Genomic DNA, 14,794 nt, shown 5'->3' on the forward strand with positions numbered 1-14,794 from the left:
AAACGCGCGCTTACGCCGCTTTGGCGAGGCTCGCCTTCATCTCGGCGAAGGCCCAGTCGATCCACTGCGTCAGGATTTCGACGTCGCTGGCTTCCACCGTGGCGCCGCACCAGATGCGCAGGCCGGGGGGAGCGTCGCGGTAATGCGCGAAGTCGTAACCGGCGGCTTCCTTCTCCACCATGGCGACCAGCTTCTTGGCGAAGTCGGCCTGGGCATCGGCCGACAACGCGGTGATCGCAGGATCGATCACCTTCATGCACACCGAGGTGTTGGAGCGGATCGCGGCATCCACAGCGAGGAAATCCACCCACGGCGTGCGCGCCTTCCAGTCCGCCAGAACCTTGGTGTTGGCGTCGGCACGCGCGACCAGCGCATTCAGTCCGCCGACCGACTTGGCCCAGCCCAGCGCATCGAGATAGTCCTCGACGCACAACATCGACGGCGTGTTGATGGTCTCGCCCTGGAAGATGCCTTCCATGATCTTGCCGCCCTTGGTCATGCGGAAGATTTTCGGCAGCGGCCAGGCCGGCGTGTAGCTCTCGAGCCGTTCGACGGCGCGCGGCGACAGCACCAGCATGCCGTGCGCGGCCTCGCCGCCCAGCGCCTTCTGCCAGGAGAAGGTCACGACATCGAGCTTGGCCCAATCGAGCTTCTGTGCGAACGCCGCCGACGTCGCGTCGCAGATCGTCAGGCCTTCGCGGTCGGCCGCGATCCAGTCAGCGTTCGGCACGCGGACGCCGGAGGTGGTGCCGTTCCAGGTGAAGACCACGTCGGACTTCGGATCGACGGTGGAGAGATCGGGGATCTCGCCATAGGCCGCTTTCAGCTTCGTGACGTCCTTGAGCTTGAGCTCCTTGACGATATCCGACACCCAGCCTTCGCCAAACGACTCCCAGGCGATCGTGGTGACAGGGCGCGCGCCGAGCAGCGACCACAGCGCCATTTCGACGGCGCCGGTGTCGGACGCCGGCACGATACCGATCCGATAGTCGGCCGGCACTTCCAGCACTTCGCGGGTCAGATCGATGGCGAGCTTGAGCTTGGCCTTGCCGACTTTCGCGCGATGCGAGCGGCCGAGCGTGGCGTCACTGAGTTTTTCGGGGGTCCATCCGGGGCGCTTGGCGCAGGGGCCGGAGGAGAAATGCGGCACATGGGGGCGCGCGGTCGGTCTGGTAGCGGTCATGATCTATCCTTCCAGATAGCAAGCCTCCCGTTGGGGGGAGGTGGCCCGCCGGCGTGGATATGGGAACCGACGGTAACCGTCAAGACAGATCTGGACACGCCTCGGTGATCGGTGCGGCGTTCACACCACGCCTAGCGCCTGCTCCGCATCCGCAATCCAGCGTCGGATCGCGGCGTAGCCGTCGAGATGGAAGCCGCCCTGATGGGCGACGCGCGTATAGGCCAGCAGGGCGATGTCGGCGAGCGTCACCCTGTCGCCGACGAAATATCGCTGATGCGCCAGTTGCTGCTCCATCCGCGCCAGCGCGAAATAGCCGCGTTTCACCTTGTCGGGGTCGAGATCCGACACGGGACGGCCGAGATAGACCATCTGGAAGCGGCAGGTCGCGATATAGGGCTCGTGGCTGTATTGCTCCCAGAACAGCCATTCATCCATCTTGGCCTGCTGATAGGCGTCGGCCGGAATGAACGCGCTGTCGCGGGCCAGATAGCGGACGATAGCGTTAGATTGCGCCAGCGCGCGGCCGTCGTCCAGAACCACGACGGGCACCTGCCCCGCGCCATTCAGCGCGAGAAATTCCGGCGTCCGGCTCTCGCCCTTCATCGTGTCGATGGCGATCCACTCATAGGGCTGCGCGAGCGCATCGCACACCCACTTCACCTTCAGGCAATTGCCGGAATTCAGATCGCCGTAAATTTTCAACATTCGTGGGCCCTCCGCCATCAGAGAGCAACAGCGATTGCCGACGCTGTCAACCGGCCTCAGAACTTGTAGCCGACGCCGGCGCGCACGGTGTTGATGCTGGTTTCCACCTTCGAGGTGAAGCGGATGTATTCCCACTCGCCGCGCAGGAACAGGCCGCCGACAATCGCCATGTCGAAGCCGAGGCCGGCGGTGTAGCCGTAGATCAGATGGCTGTATTTGCCGTCCTCGATACCACGACCGAGCTGGCGCCCGAGCAGATTGGCGGGCGTCGTCGACCCCGGCCCCGGCGTAACGAAGTCCGATACAAAAGCCGTCCGCACGATATCCGCCTGGCCGAGCGCCAGACCGCCGAAGGCATAGGGCAGGAAACCGCCGATGGCATAGCCGGCGCGGGCCCGGAAGGTGCCGATATCGCTGATCGCGATCGAACTCGATGCCTGCGAGGTGACCGAGTGATAGTTGTTGTCCGACAGCAACGAGTAGCGCGACATGTCACCGCTGGACACGCCACCAAACTTGCCATGGACATAATTCATCTCGAGGCCGATGACGACGTCTTCCCATTGCGAATTGTAGCCCGCGAAGCCGCCATAGGCTTCCGAATGACCGGACTGATTGCGGAAGCCGAGCGGCCATTGCGAAATGCCCATTTCGCTTCCGACAAGGGTATTGGCCAGAATGCTGGACGTCAGGTCGGAGTTGGAGCCGCCGAATTTGGTATCTACCGATCCATAGGCCACCTGACCGCCGATATAGCCGCCCTGCCAGTTGATCGTCCTGGTCGGCACGTCAGAAAACCCGCCACGAAGAACCGGAAAGTCCGGCATGTCGGCTGCCGCGGCGCCCTGCACCACGCTGCCGAACATCACAATGGCGATCAGAAAATGACGCATTACCAACATCCTCGATTTTTTGGACTGACGCGATCATCCCTTGTTAACGTTAATCAATGGTTGCCGAACACCAACTACACAAACAAAACGGCGCGGGAAAATTCCTGCGCCGTTCATGAAGTATCGAAGTGATCCGAGAGATCAGCCCTTGCGGATCAACGGCGGCGGCGGCGGCGCGTAAACGGCCGGGCTGTCGAGGTTCCAGCGGACGCCGAGCTTCACGTCATGCGAGGTGATGTCCTTGAAGGTGACTGCGTACTGGCCGGGAACGACGCCGGTATAGGGCGTCAGCGACCCGGTGACGCCATTGCCGAGGTTCATATAGCTGTAGCCGAGTTCGACGGTCATGTTCGGCGTGGCCTTGTACGCCAGGCCGGTGTGCAGCGCCCAGGCGAAATTCCACTTCGACGCCGAGTCCGCGGAGGCCTGCCCGGCGAAGGTGCCGACGCCCGGACGGAACTGCAGGTTCTGGTCGGTGAAGTTAGCCACCTCGACCCGCGCCATGCCGACGCCGGCGCCGATGAACGGGGTCACGCACCACCAGGTGCCGAGATCGACATAGCCGTTGGCCATCACGACCCATTCGCTCTTGCGGCCGCCGTACTGCTCCGACTGCACGATGCCGGCATTGGCAGCACCCGTGAAGGAGAAGCGGTCGTTGCCGTGGAAATTCGCACTGCCGCGATACTGGCCGGTGACGTCGCCGCGGAACCAGGAATTGAACTGGTAGCCGACGCCGATCTGGTAGATGCCGGCACTATCGAAAGCCAGCGACTGCGAATCCAGAACGGTGTTCGGCGCGTTGTACCCGACGCCCGCCGGGGTCTCGAGGCGTTTGACCTTCTGGTTGCTCATGCCGATATCGCCGCGCAGATACCAGCCGCCGAATTCTTCGACCGGCGGCGGCGGCGGGGCGTAGTAGGTCTGCGGCCCGCGCATCGCCATGTCGGCGGCGACGGCAGAGCCGACGAAACTCACGCTGGACATCAGAGCTGCCGCGCCGAGGGCCAGGATCGACTTGTTCCTATTCATTGGGTTCGTCCTCTTACAAAGGAGCACTCGATGGCCCCACACTCAAAACTCATGGCAAGAGGATGCCAGCAATTTCTTAAGCGGCACTTAACCCTAACAATTAAGGTTGACAATTCATGTGGAACGGCATTGCCGGGCGCGATCGAGCGATGCGCGTGCCACACTTACTAACAAAGTGTTGATATCAGTGGTCGAGCACGCAGTGTCAGTGTGTCGTCCCCGCGAACGCGGGGACCCCTACACGCCGCTTTCGAGCAGGCGCGCGAAGGCCACGGCGATTCATTCGCAGCGCCAGAGGCTATGGGTCCCCGCGTTCGCGGGGACGACATGTAGAGAGAGCTTCGCCTATGCCGCAGCCGCGGCGTGCCCGAGCGCCGAGACGATGGTGTCGACCACCTCCTCGACCATGACGCGGTCATCGCCCTCGCCCATCACGCGGATCACCGGTTCGGTGCCGGAGGGGCGGATCAAGAGTCGGCCGTGGCCGTTGAGGCGCTGTTCAGCCGCGGCGATCGTCGACTTCACGTCGTCATTGTCGAGCGGCTTGCCGCTGCGGTAGCGCACGTTCTTCAGGATCTGCGGCAGCGGGTCGAACAGATGGCATACTTCGGACACCGGGCGGTCGTGCTTCTTCACCACCGCCAGCACCTGCAACGCCGCGACGAAGCCGTCGCCGGTGGTCGCATAGTCCGACATGATGATGTGGCCGGAAGGTTCGCCGCCGACATTGTAGCCGTGCTTCATCATCTGCTCGAGCACATAGCGATCGCCGACCGCAGTGCGGATCAGCTCGATGCCCTGCGCATTGAGAAAGCGCTCGAGGCCGAGATTGGACATCACGGTGGAGACGATGCCCGGCTTGGCGAGGCGGCCGTCCTCCTTCCAGCTCTGCGCGATCACCGCCAGCAACTGGTCGCCGTCGACGACATGGCCGCGCTCATCGACGATGATGACGCGGTCGGCGTCGCCGTCCAGCGCTATGCCGATGTCGGCACGCATCTCGCGCACCTTGCGCGACAGCGCTTCCGGCGAGGTCGAGCCGCATTCCTTGTTGATGTTGAAGCCGTCCGGCTCGACGCCGATCGAGATCACGTCGGCACCGAGTTCCCACAGCGCCTCGGGCACCACCTTGTAGGCGGCGCCATGGGCGCAATCGACGACGACACGCAGCCCGTCGAGCGACAGGTCGCGCGGCAGCGTGCGCTTGGCGAATTCGATATAGCGGTCATGCACGCCGTCGATGCGACGGGCGCGGCCGAGGCTGGCGCTCTGCGCCAGCTTCTTGCCGAGATCCTCGTCGAGCAATTCCTCGATCTGCTTTTCGACCTCGTCGGACAGCTTGAAGCCGAGCGGGCCGAACAGCTTGATGCCGTTGTCCTCGAACAAATTATGCGAGGCGGAGATCATCACGCCGAGATCGGCGCGCATCGACTTGGTCAGCATCGCGACGGCCGGCGTCGGCATCGGGCCGACCAGCAAAACATCCATGCCGACCGAAGTGAAGCCCGCGACCATCGCGTTCTCGATCATGTAGCCGGACAGCCTTGTGTCCTTGCCGATCACGACGCGGTGGCGATGCTCGCCGCGCTGGAAAACCAGACCCGCGGCCTGCCCGACCTTCAGCGCCAGCTCCGGCGTGATCACGCCATTGGCGCGGCCACGGATGCCGTCGGTACCGAAATATTTGCGGCTCATATCGACCCCCATTGTTGCCGTGGCGTCGTCAGCCTGGGGTTGAACCCACCCCGGCAACTCGCCTGCGACACCAGCCCACTTGGCATGTGACGGTCTTATAGAGCCCCGCAGCCTAAAATGGCTTCAAAAAATATGATGAATCATTACCGGGCAACCACCACCGTTAATTCCAGCAAGCAATTGATATTCCTAGATAACTTTCACGCCGCGCTAGTTTTGGGGGGAACCGGCCGGGACCATTCAGTCCTTGCGCTTGATGTGCAGGTCCTCTTTCGAGGGCGCCGGCTGGACGATGCTGACCGGGTCGGAGCCGGGAAAGCTCTCCTTCAGACCCTCCTCGAGGGCGTCGTCGAGCTGCCGTTTCTCGATCTCTTCCGCCGTGGCGGTCTTGTTGTCGGAGCCTGGCATCACACTCGTCCTTCGGTGACGCGGAGCAGCCGTCTGCAAGGATCATTTGGCGGCTGCCGCAACCATGCTAGATCACTACGAAACACGCAAATGCAAGAAGGGCGGAACGCCATGAAGCACATCACCACGATCGACGACTTGCGCGAGGTGCACAAGCGCAACGTCCCGAAGGCGTTCTTCGATTATGTCGATCGGGGCTCCTACTCCGAGGACACGCTGCGCGCCAACCGCGACGATTTGCAGAAGTTGAAATTCCGCCAGCGCATCCTGGTCGATATTTCCAAGCGCGACCTCTCCACCACCATCCTCGGCGAGAAGGCCAGCCTGCCCTTAATCTGCGCGCCGGTCGGCTCCACCGGCATGCAATATGGCGACGGCGAGATCCACGCCTGCCGCGCCGCGCAAGCCGCCGGCATCCCCTACACGCTGTCCACGATGTCGATCAATTCGATCGAGGACGTGGCCGAGAGCGTCGACAAGCCGTTCTGGTTCCAGCTCTACGTGATGAAGGACCGCGGCTTCATCAAGGAACTGATCCAGCGCGCCATCGCTGCGAAATGCAGCGCGCTGGTGCTGACGGTCGACCTGCAGGTGATCGGTCAGCGCCACCAGGACATCAAGAACGGCCTGTCGGTGCCGCCGAAGATCTACAGCCTGAAGAACATGATCGACTTCGCCAGCAAGCCGTCCTGGGTGATGCGGACGCTGCGCGCCAAACGGCGCAATTTCGGCAATATCGCCGGCTTCGTGAAGGACGCCGACAATCTGGAATCCGTGTCGCAATGGACGGCGACGCAATTCGACGCCTCATTGAACTGGAAGGATCTCGACTGGATCCGCAGCATCTGGCCCGGCAAGATCGTGATCAAGGGCATCCACGACGTGGTGGATGCGCGCGAGGCCGTGAAGGTCGGCGCCCAGGCCATGGTGGTATCGAACCATGGCGGCCGTCAGCTCGACGGCGCGCCATCGTCGATTTCAGTGCTGCCGGGGATCGTCGACGCGGTAGGATCGGATATCGAAGTGCTATTCGACAGCGGCATCCGCTCCGGGCAGGATATCATGCGCGCGCTCGCACTGGGTGCAAAATCGTGCATGATCGGCCGCGCCTATGTCTACGGCCTCGGTGCCTACGGCGGCCCCGGCGTCAGCAAGGCGCTGGATATCCTGCGCAACGAACTCAGCGTCACCATGGGCCTGTGCGGCGTCAATTCGATCGCCGAGATCGACAAGCACGTTCTGGTGCAATAGCGCGGCCCGATAGCGGCCGGCGCTTGCGCCGGCCGCTATCGCTTCACGACAACCAGCTCACCTTGCCGGTCTTGATATCGTGCATCGCGGCTGCAATCTTCAGATCGCCGGACACAACCAGCGACTTGATGATCGGACTGCGGTCGAGCAGGCTGGCCGCGGTGAGCCGCGCATTCGCTTCGGCGACTTTCTGAACCAGCGGATAATTGTGCGAGTCGCGATGGCCGTCGGCCTCGGTCAGCGTGGCGAGCGCAGGCTGAAAGTTCTTCAGCAGTTCGGTGATGTTGCCGAGCTTGACGTCATCGACCGCGCTCTTGATGGCGCCGCAGGAATTGTGCCCGAGCACGACGATGGCGCGGGCGCCGGCCACCTTGGTGGCATATTCCAGGCTACCGATGATGTTGACATCGACGCAATTGCCCGCCACGCGCGCGCAGAACACGTCCCCGATGCGCTGGTCGAACACCAGCTCCGGTGGAACGCGCGAGTCGATACAGCCGACAATCGCCGCGTAAGGTGACTGGTTCTCGGCAGTGTCCTTCACCTGCTGCATCAGATTGCAATTAACCGATTTGCCGGCGGTGAACCGTTCATTGCCGGCCTTCAGCCGCAGCAAGGCCTCATCCGGCGCCGTCGATTTCTGCCGGTCTGGCGTGAAAACGGCACATTCGAGTGACTGGGCATGGGCCAATTGACTTGCCAGCGACAATCCACCGGCAAGACATCCGCAAAACAGGCGTCGCGTGATCATCGAAACCTCCATCCGGTCGGTGACATCACCGATCCGGATGGAACTTTTGCCCCGGTTTCCTCTTACCATCAAGTTCCATCTGGAACTTTTCAAGGATTTGGGCTTGCTGCCGGCCGTCGGCTGGCGCGCGGCTACATCGGCGGAGTCAGGCCATCCAGGCCGACATTGACGCGGGCTGCTTCGTAGCTGCCGTCGGGCTTCTTGTCGGCGCCCATGATGATCACCTTGGCGCCGGGCCGCAGCTCGGCCTTGGTGCTCGGCACGAAGGTGACGATCGGCGTGTCCGGGCCGACGGTGACTTTCTTCTCGCCGTCCTTGTATTTCACCGTCAGGGTCTGGCCGTCGGTAGCCTCGACCTTCTGGTCGACGGTTGCATTGGTCATCGTGCTGTTGGGGCGCAGGTCCCAGGGGCGAAAGCCTTCGCCGGTTCCGCGCATCGCTTCCGGGAAGATGTGGATGGCGATCGCCTTCTGGGTGCCGTCGGGCTGCGGCTGGCCGGTGACGCCGATGTAGGAGCCCGGCTTGATCTCGGCCAGGGTGGTCTTGGCGATGCCGGTGACCATGACGTTGTCGGTCATGTGCACCTTGCGCTCGTCGCCTTCGCGCGTCTTCACCGACAGGTTGGCGCCATCCACGCTCTCGATGGTGCCGCGAATCCGCGTCGGCTGCGGCTGCTGGGCGAAGGCGACCGACGACAGCAGCGACGCGGCAATGAGCGACGCCGCAACCACGCGCGCCGGAGAAACAAAACGAACCATGCGATTTCCTCTGAGACAACCGGACGGAGTGCCCGGCATCTTATTCTTCAACGTGCCGTGGAGGTCGATTGTTTCGGGATCACGCCACTGTGACGGCAAGATCGGCCTCGACCAGCGCGCGCAATTCCGGCGTCACCTCCGGCCGCTGGCCGAACCACAGCTCAAACCCGCGCACCGCTTGGCACAGCAGCATGCCCAGACCATCCGCCGTGCGCAGCCCGCGCGCCTGCGCCGCCGCCAGCAACGGCGTCTGCAGCGGCACATAGACGAGATCGGCCACCACGGCCGACGCCGGCAGCCGCGACAGGTCGATCGCCAGTTCCGGTTGGCCCTTCATGCCGAGCGAGGTGGTATTGGCCAGCAGGCCGGCGCGCGGAAGAACCGCGTCGACATCTTCCCACGGCGTTGCAATCACCCTGGCCCCGAACTTCCTGGCGAGTTCCTGTGCACGTTCGATGGTGCGGTTGGCGAGATGGATGCGCTTGATGCCGCGCTCCAGCAGGCCGAACACCACCGCACGCGACGAACCGCCAGCACCGAGCACCACCGCGTCCTCGGCGTGATCCCAGTCGTCGGCGCAGTGGTCGAGGTTGTCGATGAACCCCTCAATATCGGTATTCGTCGAGCGCAACGTGCCGTGGTCGTACCACAGCGTGTTGGCGGCGCCGACGGCGCGCGCGCGCTGGTCCGGCGCGGTGAGATTCAGCACGCGCTCCTTGTGCGGGATGGTGACGTTGGCGCCGATATAGCCGTACTTCGACAGGTTCATCACGAATTCGGCGACGCCCTCGGGCGGCACCGATTCGATGCTGTAGCCGCCGGCGATATCGAGGGTGCGCAACCAGTAGTGATGGATCAGGGGCGAACGCGAATGCGCGGCGGGCCAGCCGATTAGACAGGCGGCACGCGGCTTTATCAGATTAGGCATCGATCATCCTTCGCCTCGAACCGAGGCGTAGCTGTCACAAGAATCATGGTGAGATGTTGGCTGTCATTGACGCGACAGGCGAGCACGCTCTGCAAAGCTTGCACACATGAATGCGCGGCGGGCGCGGAAAACAGATCGCGTCGCGATCCGGGCCGTAGCCGGGCGCGATGCCGTCAGTGCAAGGTTGCCGGCTCCAGATCGGGCACAGCCAAAGACTGCTTCAGTTCGGCTACGGCGCTCGCTACCGTCGCGCGGTATTTCACCAGCGGCGGCCGTGCGCCGTGAGTCAGCAGCGCGCGGCGCACCGGTTGCGACGTTCCGGTGAGAATGACGCGCACGCCCTTCCCGGCCGCCTTGGCGGCAATGCCCTTGATGGCGTTGGCGGCGGTGGAATCGAGGAACGGCACCGCGGCAAAATCGATCACGAAGGCCTTGTGGTGCGGCGAGATGCCGTCGAGCACCGATCCGACGGTGGAGGCGACGCCGAAGAAGAATGCCCCGGTGATGCGATAGACCAGCACGTCGGGATCGCTGGCGAGAGCAGCGTCGTAGGGCACGCGGCTGCCATCGGCATTGTCGGCCTGATCGGCGACATCCAGCCCGTCGGCCTCGATGCCGGTGGTCTCCGACATGCGGTGGATGAACAATACCGCGCCGAGCGCGAAGCCGACCACGATTCCCTCGGTGAGGTCGCGGAAGATGGTGAGCAGAAACGTCGCCAGCAGCACCACGGCATCGCCCCAGGACGAGCGCAGCAGGATGCTGAAATCATGCTTGTCGGCCATGTTCCAGGCCACCACCGCCAGCACGGCGGCAAGCGCGGCCAGCGGAATATAGCTCGCCAGCGGGGCCGCCAGCAGGATGAAGCAAAGCAGGAAAACGGAATGCAGCATGCCGGCCACCGGGCCATGGGCGCCGGCGCGGACGTTGGTCGCGGTGCGCGCGATGGTGCCGGTGACGCAGATGCCGCCGAACATCGCCGATCCGATATTGGCGATGCCCTGCGCCACCAACTCGCAATTGGAGCGGTGGCGCCGCCCGGTCATGCCATCTGCAACCACGGCGGACAGCAGCGACTCGATGGCGCCGAGCAGCGCGAAGGCGATCGCGTCGGGCAAGACCGCCAGGGCTTTGGTCGCCGACATCGTGGGCCAGCTTGGCAGCGGGAAGGATTGCGGGATGCCGCCGAAGCGGGTGCCGATGGTTTCCACCGGCAGCCCCATGAGCGCCGCCGCCGCCGCGCTGACGATCACCGCGATCAGGATGCCGGGCCAGGACGGCCGCCGTTTGCGCAAGCCCAGAATGATCGCCAGCGACGCCACGGTGACGGCCACGGCCGCGCTATTCACCGTCGGCAGGGCGCGGCCGAGCGCTTCCAGCTTCGGCAGCAATTCTCCGGGCTCCTTGCCCGCCAGCGTCAGCCCGAGCAGGTCCTTGATCTGGGTGGCGAAGATGATGACGGCGATGCCGGCGGTGAAGCCGACGGTGACCGGATAGGGGATAAATTTGATGTAGGTGCCGAGCCGTAGAAAGCCCGCGGCCATCAGCAGCACGCCGGACATCAGGGTGGCGAGGATCAGCCCGTCGATGCCATGGCGGCCGACGCAAATGGCAACCAGCACGATGAAAGCGCCGGCGGGACCGCCGATCTGAAACCGGCTGCCGCCGAAGGCCGACACCAGGAAACCGCCGATCACCGCGGTGACCATGCCGCGATCCGGCGAAGTGCCCGAGGCAATGGCGATCGCCATCGACAAGGGCAGCGCCACGATCGCCACGGTAAGGCCGGCCAGGACATCGGCGCGCAATTGCGCCAGCCCGTAGCCTTCGCGCAGTACTGTGACTAGTTTGGGCGTGAACAGTTCGGCGAAAGTCGGCTGTGATCGTGCCTGCCGCATTAAACCCGTTCGCTCCGATGATTTCCGACTCAGACCTTATCATGCGCCGGCAGGTGATCGGTGGGTTGATCAGGATCAAGTCGGGGCGGGAAATGGCAACTTCGTCCGCCAACATCCTTGACGCTATCAATTAATTGGGGGTACATTTAATCGTGTGAAGATCGTGTTCGATCCGGCCAAACGTCAGGCGGCTCTCGATGACCGGGGCCTGAATTTTGCTGACGCGGCGATCTTATTCGATGGGCCGACCATTACTGTCGAGGACACGCGTCGCAAATACGGCGAGACTCGCTACCAGACGGTCGGGTTTCTGGCGGGCCGGATGGTGATGGTGGTCTGGACACCGCGCGGCGAGGCGCGGCATGTGATGTCGATGAGGAAGTGCAATGCCCGTGAAAAAGCGATCTATCAAAAGCGATTTAACCAGGGTTGACGCGCATCGCATCACGGCAGCCGAATACGACGAAGCGCCCGAACTCACCAAAGAGATGCTCGACCGCGCTGAAATTCGCCACGGCGATACCATCGTAAAGCGCGGCCGGCCGCCGCTCGACAGCCCCAAGGAGGCTGTCAAGCTGCGGCTCGATCACGATGTGCTTGCCGCCTACCGCAAGACCGGAAGCGGCTGGCAGACACGCATCAATGCGGATCTGCGCAAGGCGGCGCGCAAGCTCGGCTGATCGCCTGCGAAATCGCATCGCTGCTATCCGGCAAACAGCGCTGATATGTCCGATCGTTGCAGTAAGCGGTGCTTTTTGCCGTCAAAACTATCGAACATCGTAAGATGGCCGGCAAACGAACTCGAGGTCGAGCGATGCCAGTAGGCCTCGGCCCATGCGAGGAGTTCAGCATGTTGTACGGCCGTCGCGCCGGTCGAGGGACCCCGGCTGGCGAGCCCATCGCTGCAGACGGTCCAAGGCATATCCAGCCAGACCAGGCTGGTTGCAAACGGTAGCGCCACCGCGGCGAGCCAGCCAAAGACGCCTTCGATGACCCAGCGTGGTTCTGAGGCCACAGCCGATACCATCGACATGGCCTGGTCCTCGTCGCGTTTGACGCTTACTCCTTCCTGCCAATGTATCCGATCGAGATCGTGGGCGCGGCAATCAAGCCGCCGAGCCACGTCTCGCGCCAGCGTACTCTTGCCCGAGCCGCTATTGCCGATGATGACGACGCGAGGTCCGAGCATCATCGGCAAGCCATTTCACGCCGCGACGCGGTGCGCGGCGATGATCTGGTCGGCGGCGCGGCCGGTGACTTCGGCCATGTGGTCGAAGGCGCGGGTGTAGCTGCCGGCGCCGGCGGTCGCGGAGCGCAGTTCGACGATCAGGTCGCCGATCTCCGCTTCCGGCAACATCGCCCGCACCACGTCCCAATGCGGCCAGCCCTCGCGCGTATCGAAGCCCAGGATATGGCCACGGCGATGCGACAGGATGGCGTTGATCTTCGCCGTCGCGTCGGTCGGACACACGACCTCCACGAGATGGATCGGCTCCAGCAGCACCGGCTGGCATTGCGGCAGCGCGTCGGTGACGCCGATCCGCGCCGCCGTGCGAAACGCCATGTCGGAGGAATCGACGCTGTGGAACGAGCCGTCGGTCAGCGTCACCTCGATATCGACCACCGGGAAGCCGAGCGGGCCGCGCACCAGCGCGTCGGCAACGCCGTCCCCGACCGCCGGAATGTAGTTGCGCGGCACTGCGCCGCCGACCACCTTCTCGGCAAAGGCAAAGCCGGAGCCGCGAGGCAGCGGCCGGATCTCCAGCACGACGTCGCCGAACTGGCCGTGTCCGCCGGACTGCTTCTTGTGACGGCCGCGCTGCGTGACCGGCTGCCGGATCGTCTCGCGATAGCCGATCGCGGGCGGCTGCGCCTTGACGTCGATGCCGAAGCGATCGTGCAGCCGCTCCAGCGCGACGCGCAGATGCATCTCGCCCTGCCCCCACAGCACCACCTCATGGTGCCCGGCGGGCGTCACCACCTGCAGCGAGCCGTCCTCGTCGGTGAGGCGCTGCAAGGCCTGGCCGAGCTTGACGTCGTCCTTGCGGTCGGTGGCGGCGAGCGCCATCGCCAGCACCGGCGGCGCCGGCTTGACGGTCACCAGCGCCGCGGGTGTCGCCTTGCCGGACGACAGCGTATCGCCGGTGTGGACGTGATCGAGCTTGCCTAGCGCGACCACCTCGCCGGCCTCTGCCGCCGCGCGCTTGCTGTCATGCGCGCCGTGGGCGGCGAGAATGGCGCCGATGCGGCCGCTTTCGCCGGTTGAGGCCTGCAGCGTCGCGCCATCGTCGAGCTCACCGGTCAGCACGCGCGCCAGCGACAGCTTGCCGCCATGCTGCAGATGGGCGGACTTCATGACGTAAGCGAGCGCGTCCGGGCCCGCGGCGCCGAGACGCCTGGCGGTGGCCGTGATATCCGGCGCCTCGTGGCGCAGCGCCTTCAATAGCCGCAGCACGCCGTTTTCGCGCAGCGCCGAGCCGAGCAGCACCGGACAGATCAGGCCCTCGCGTAATTCGCGCGCGAGATCGTCGAACACCGCGTCACGCGGCGGCTCGATATCCTCGAGCAACTGCTCCATCAGCGAGTCGTCATGGTCGGCGAGCTTCTCCAGCATCGAGAACCGCGCTTCCTTCTCGCGCGCGAGGTCGCCGCCGTCGAGCGCGATCACTTCGGAGGCCTTGTGCTCGCGATAGACAAAGGCCCGCTCCAGCGCCAGGTCGGCGAAGCCGACGATCAGGTCCCCGTTCCAGATCGGGATTTGCCGCAGTACCAGCGGAATCCGCGACGCCGGCTGGAGCGTGTCGAGCGTCTCGCGCATGCGCTTGCTGGCACGGTCGATCTTGTTGAGAAACAGAAACCGCGGGATCTGGCGGTCCTCGAGTTCGCGCAGCACCAGTTGCAGCTGCGGCAGCTTGCGCTCGTCGGCCTCGCAGACCACGACGGCGGCATCCACCACCGGAATCGCGGCGCGCATGTCGTGCAAAAATTCCACCGAGCCCGGGCAATCGATGAAAGTGTAGCTGTCGCCCATGAAGCTGGTGGTGACGGCGTTGAGGGAGACGCCCATCTTGTGGTGCCGGGCCTCGGCCGAGACGTCACCGACACTGGTCCCGGCATCGACACTGCCGACCCGCGGGATCGCCCCGGTGCGGGCGAGGATGGCTTCGAGAAGTGTGGTTTTTCCGCTCTGGAAAGGGCCCACCAGCGCAATGCATCGTGCAGGGCGCTGTGGACCGCGGGGACTTATCAGGTCATGTCCCATTGCCGCCTCCTGATCTGGAGCTCGGCCCGT

General features: G+C 64.1%; 15 protein-coding genes. 3 read left to right on the plus strand and 12 right to left on the minus strand.

The features are described 5' to 3' along the window. Positions 1–10: 10 nt before the first annotated feature. The 6 genes from FIU28_RS20400 to FIU28_RS26555 all read right to left on the minus strand — a co-directional run bounded on the left by FIU28_RS20400 (position 11) and on the right by FIU28_RS26555 (position 5,916). Positions 11–1,183, minus strand: coding sequence for a phosphoserine transaminase (locus FIU28_RS20400; protein WP_143574961.1), 1,173 nt, complete (start codon positions 1,181–1,183; stop codon positions 11–13). Positions 1,184–1,303: 120 nt separating this feature from the next. After that, positions 1,304–1,885 carry a glutathione S-transferase family protein gene (locus FIU28_RS20405; RefSeq protein WP_143576311.1) on the minus strand — a complete coding sequence of 194 codons (582 nt, stop codon included), beginning with the start codon at positions 1,883–1,885 and terminating at the stop codon, positions 1,304–1,306. A 59-nt stretch (positions 1,886–1,944) separates the two neighbouring features. Then, positions 1,945–2,781: an outer membrane protein gene (locus FIU28_RS20410; RefSeq protein WP_143574962.1), complete on the minus strand. Its 837-nt coding sequence runs from the start codon at positions 2,779–2,781 to the stop codon at positions 1,945–1,947. Positions 2,782–2,922: 141 nt separating this feature from the next. After that, the gene (locus FIU28_RS20415) at positions 2,923–3,813 is read right to left on the minus strand and encodes an outer membrane protein (RefSeq protein ID WP_143574963.1); all 891 of its coding nucleotides are present in this window, start codon (positions 3,811–3,813) and stop codon (positions 2,923–2,925) included. Positions 3,814–4,158: 345 nt separating this feature from the next. Beyond that, complete coding sequence (gene glmM, locus FIU28_RS20420) at positions 4,159–5,508, minus strand: phosphoglucosamine mutase (RefSeq protein ID WP_143574964.1); 1,350 nt, start codon at positions 5,506–5,508, stop codon at positions 4,159–4,161. A 240-nt stretch (positions 5,509–5,748) separates the two neighbouring features. Continuing rightward, positions 5,749–5,916 (minus strand): hypothetical protein, encoded by a 168-nt coding sequence (locus FIU28_RS26555; RefSeq protein WP_168203000.1) that lies wholly within the window; start codon positions 5,914–5,916, stop codon positions 5,749–5,751. A gap of 111 nt (positions 5,917–6,027) precedes the next feature. Between FIU28_RS26555 and FIU28_RS20425 the strand changes: the two genes are divergently transcribed. After that, a complete protein-coding gene (locus FIU28_RS20425) occupies positions 6,028–7,167 on the plus strand; it encodes an alpha-hydroxy acid oxidase (protein ID WP_143574965.1) in 1,140 nt (379 codons plus the stop codon). 43 nt (positions 7,168–7,210) lie between these two features. Here FIU28_RS20425 and FIU28_RS20430 read toward each other — a convergent pair whose 3' ends face one another. The 4 genes from FIU28_RS20430 to FIU28_RS20445 form a co-directional block, all read right to left on the minus strand. Continuing rightward, the gene (locus FIU28_RS20430; protein ID WP_143574966.1) at positions 7,211–7,918 is read right to left on the minus strand and encodes a carbonic anhydrase; all 708 of its coding nucleotides are present in this window, start codon (positions 7,916–7,918) and stop codon (positions 7,211–7,213) included. Positions 7,919–8,049: 131 nt separating this feature from the next. Then, complete coding sequence (locus tag FIU28_RS20435; RefSeq protein ID WP_143574967.1) at positions 8,050–8,676, minus strand: DUF5666 domain-containing protein; 627 nt, start codon at positions 8,674–8,676, stop codon at positions 8,050–8,052. A 79-nt stretch (positions 8,677–8,755) separates the two neighbouring features. Beyond that, positions 8,756–9,604, minus strand: a complete 849-nt coding sequence (locus FIU28_RS20440) for a shikimate dehydrogenase (RefSeq protein WP_143574968.1) — start codon at positions 9,602–9,604, stop codon at positions 8,756–8,758. A gap of 173 nt (positions 9,605–9,777) precedes the next feature. After that, a complete protein-coding gene (locus tag FIU28_RS20445; protein ID WP_143574969.1) occupies positions 9,778–11,502 on the minus strand; it encodes a SulP family inorganic anion transporter in 1,725 nt (574 codons plus the stop codon). Positions 11,503–11,656: 154 nt separating this feature from the next. Here FIU28_RS20445 and FIU28_RS20450 point away from each other — a divergent pair, with 154 nt between their 5' ends. Beyond that, positions 11,657–11,935, plus strand: a complete 279-nt coding sequence (locus FIU28_RS20450) for a BrnT family toxin (RefSeq protein ID WP_143574970.1) — start codon at positions 11,657–11,659, stop codon at positions 11,933–11,935. Further along, positions 11,889–12,182, plus strand: a complete 294-nt coding sequence (locus FIU28_RS20455; RefSeq protein ID WP_143574971.1) for a BrnA antitoxin family protein — start codon at positions 11,889–11,891, stop codon at positions 12,180–12,182. Before FIU28_RS20450 ends, FIU28_RS20455 begins: the two co-directional genes overlap by 47 nt. A gap of 23 nt (positions 12,183–12,205) precedes the next feature. Here FIU28_RS20455 and FIU28_RS20460 read toward each other — a convergent pair whose 3' ends face one another. Beyond that, a complete protein-coding gene (locus FIU28_RS20460) occupies positions 12,206–12,700 on the minus strand; it encodes an ATP-binding cassette domain-containing protein (RefSeq protein ID WP_143574972.1) in 495 nt (164 codons plus the stop codon). 6 nt (positions 12,701–12,706) lie between these two features. Beyond that, entirely contained in the window at positions 12,707–14,764 is a 2,058-nt protein-coding gene (locus tag FIU28_RS20465) for an elongation factor G (RefSeq protein WP_143574973.1), read from the minus strand. Positions 14,765–14,794: the final 30 nt, after the last annotated feature.

Origin of the sequence: Tardiphaga sp. vice154 (genome assembly GCF_007018645.1) — a bacterium.
Taxonomy (GTDB): domain Bacteria; phylum Pseudomonadota; class Alphaproteobacteria; order Rhizobiales; family Xanthobacteraceae; genus Tardiphaga.

Coding starts and splice junctions, on each gene's coding strand:
- FIU28_RS20400 (WP_143574961.1), bottom strand. CDS start 1,183: ATGACCGCTACCAGACCGACCGCGCGCCCCCATGTGCCGCATTTCTCC.
- FIU28_RS20410 (WP_143574962.1), bottom strand. CDS start 2,781: ATGCGTCATTTTCTGATCGCCATTGTGATGTTCGGCAGCGTGGTGCAG.
- FIU28_RS20415 (WP_143574963.1), bottom strand. CDS start 3,813: ATGAATAGGAACAAGTCGATCCTGGCCCTCGGCGCGGCAGCTCTGATG.
- glmM (WP_143574964.1), bottom strand. CDS start 5,508: ATGAGCCGCAAATATTTCGGTACCGACGGCATCCGTGGCCGCGCCAAT.
- FIU28_RS26555 (WP_168203000.1), bottom strand. CDS start 5,916: ATGCCAGGCTCCGACAACAAGACCGCCACGGCGGAAGAGATCGAGAAA.
- FIU28_RS20425 (WP_143574965.1), top strand. CDS start 6,028: ATGAAGCACATCACCACGATCGACGACTTGCGCGAGGTGCACAAGCGC.
- FIU28_RS20430 (WP_143574966.1), bottom strand. CDS start 7,918: ATGATCACGCGACGCCTGTTTTGCGGATGTCTTGCCGGTGGATTGTCG.
- FIU28_RS20435 (WP_143574967.1), bottom strand. CDS start 8,676: ATGGTTCGTTTTGTTTCTCCGGCGCGCGTGGTTGCGGCGTCGCTCATT.
- FIU28_RS20440 (WP_143574968.1), bottom strand. CDS start 9,604: ATGCCTAATCTGATAAAGCCGCGTGCCGCCTGTCTAATCGGCTGGCCC.
- FIU28_RS20445 (WP_143574969.1), bottom strand. CDS start 11,502: ATGCGGCAGGCACGATCACAGCCGACTTTCGCCGAACTGTTCACGCCC.
- FIU28_RS20455 (WP_143574971.1), top strand. CDS start 11,889: ATGCCCGTGAAAAAGCGATCTATCAAAAGCGATTTAACCAGGGTTGAC.
- FIU28_RS20465 (WP_143574973.1), bottom strand. CDS start 14,764: ATGGGACATGACCTGATAAGTCCCCGCGGTCCACAGCGCCCTGCACGA.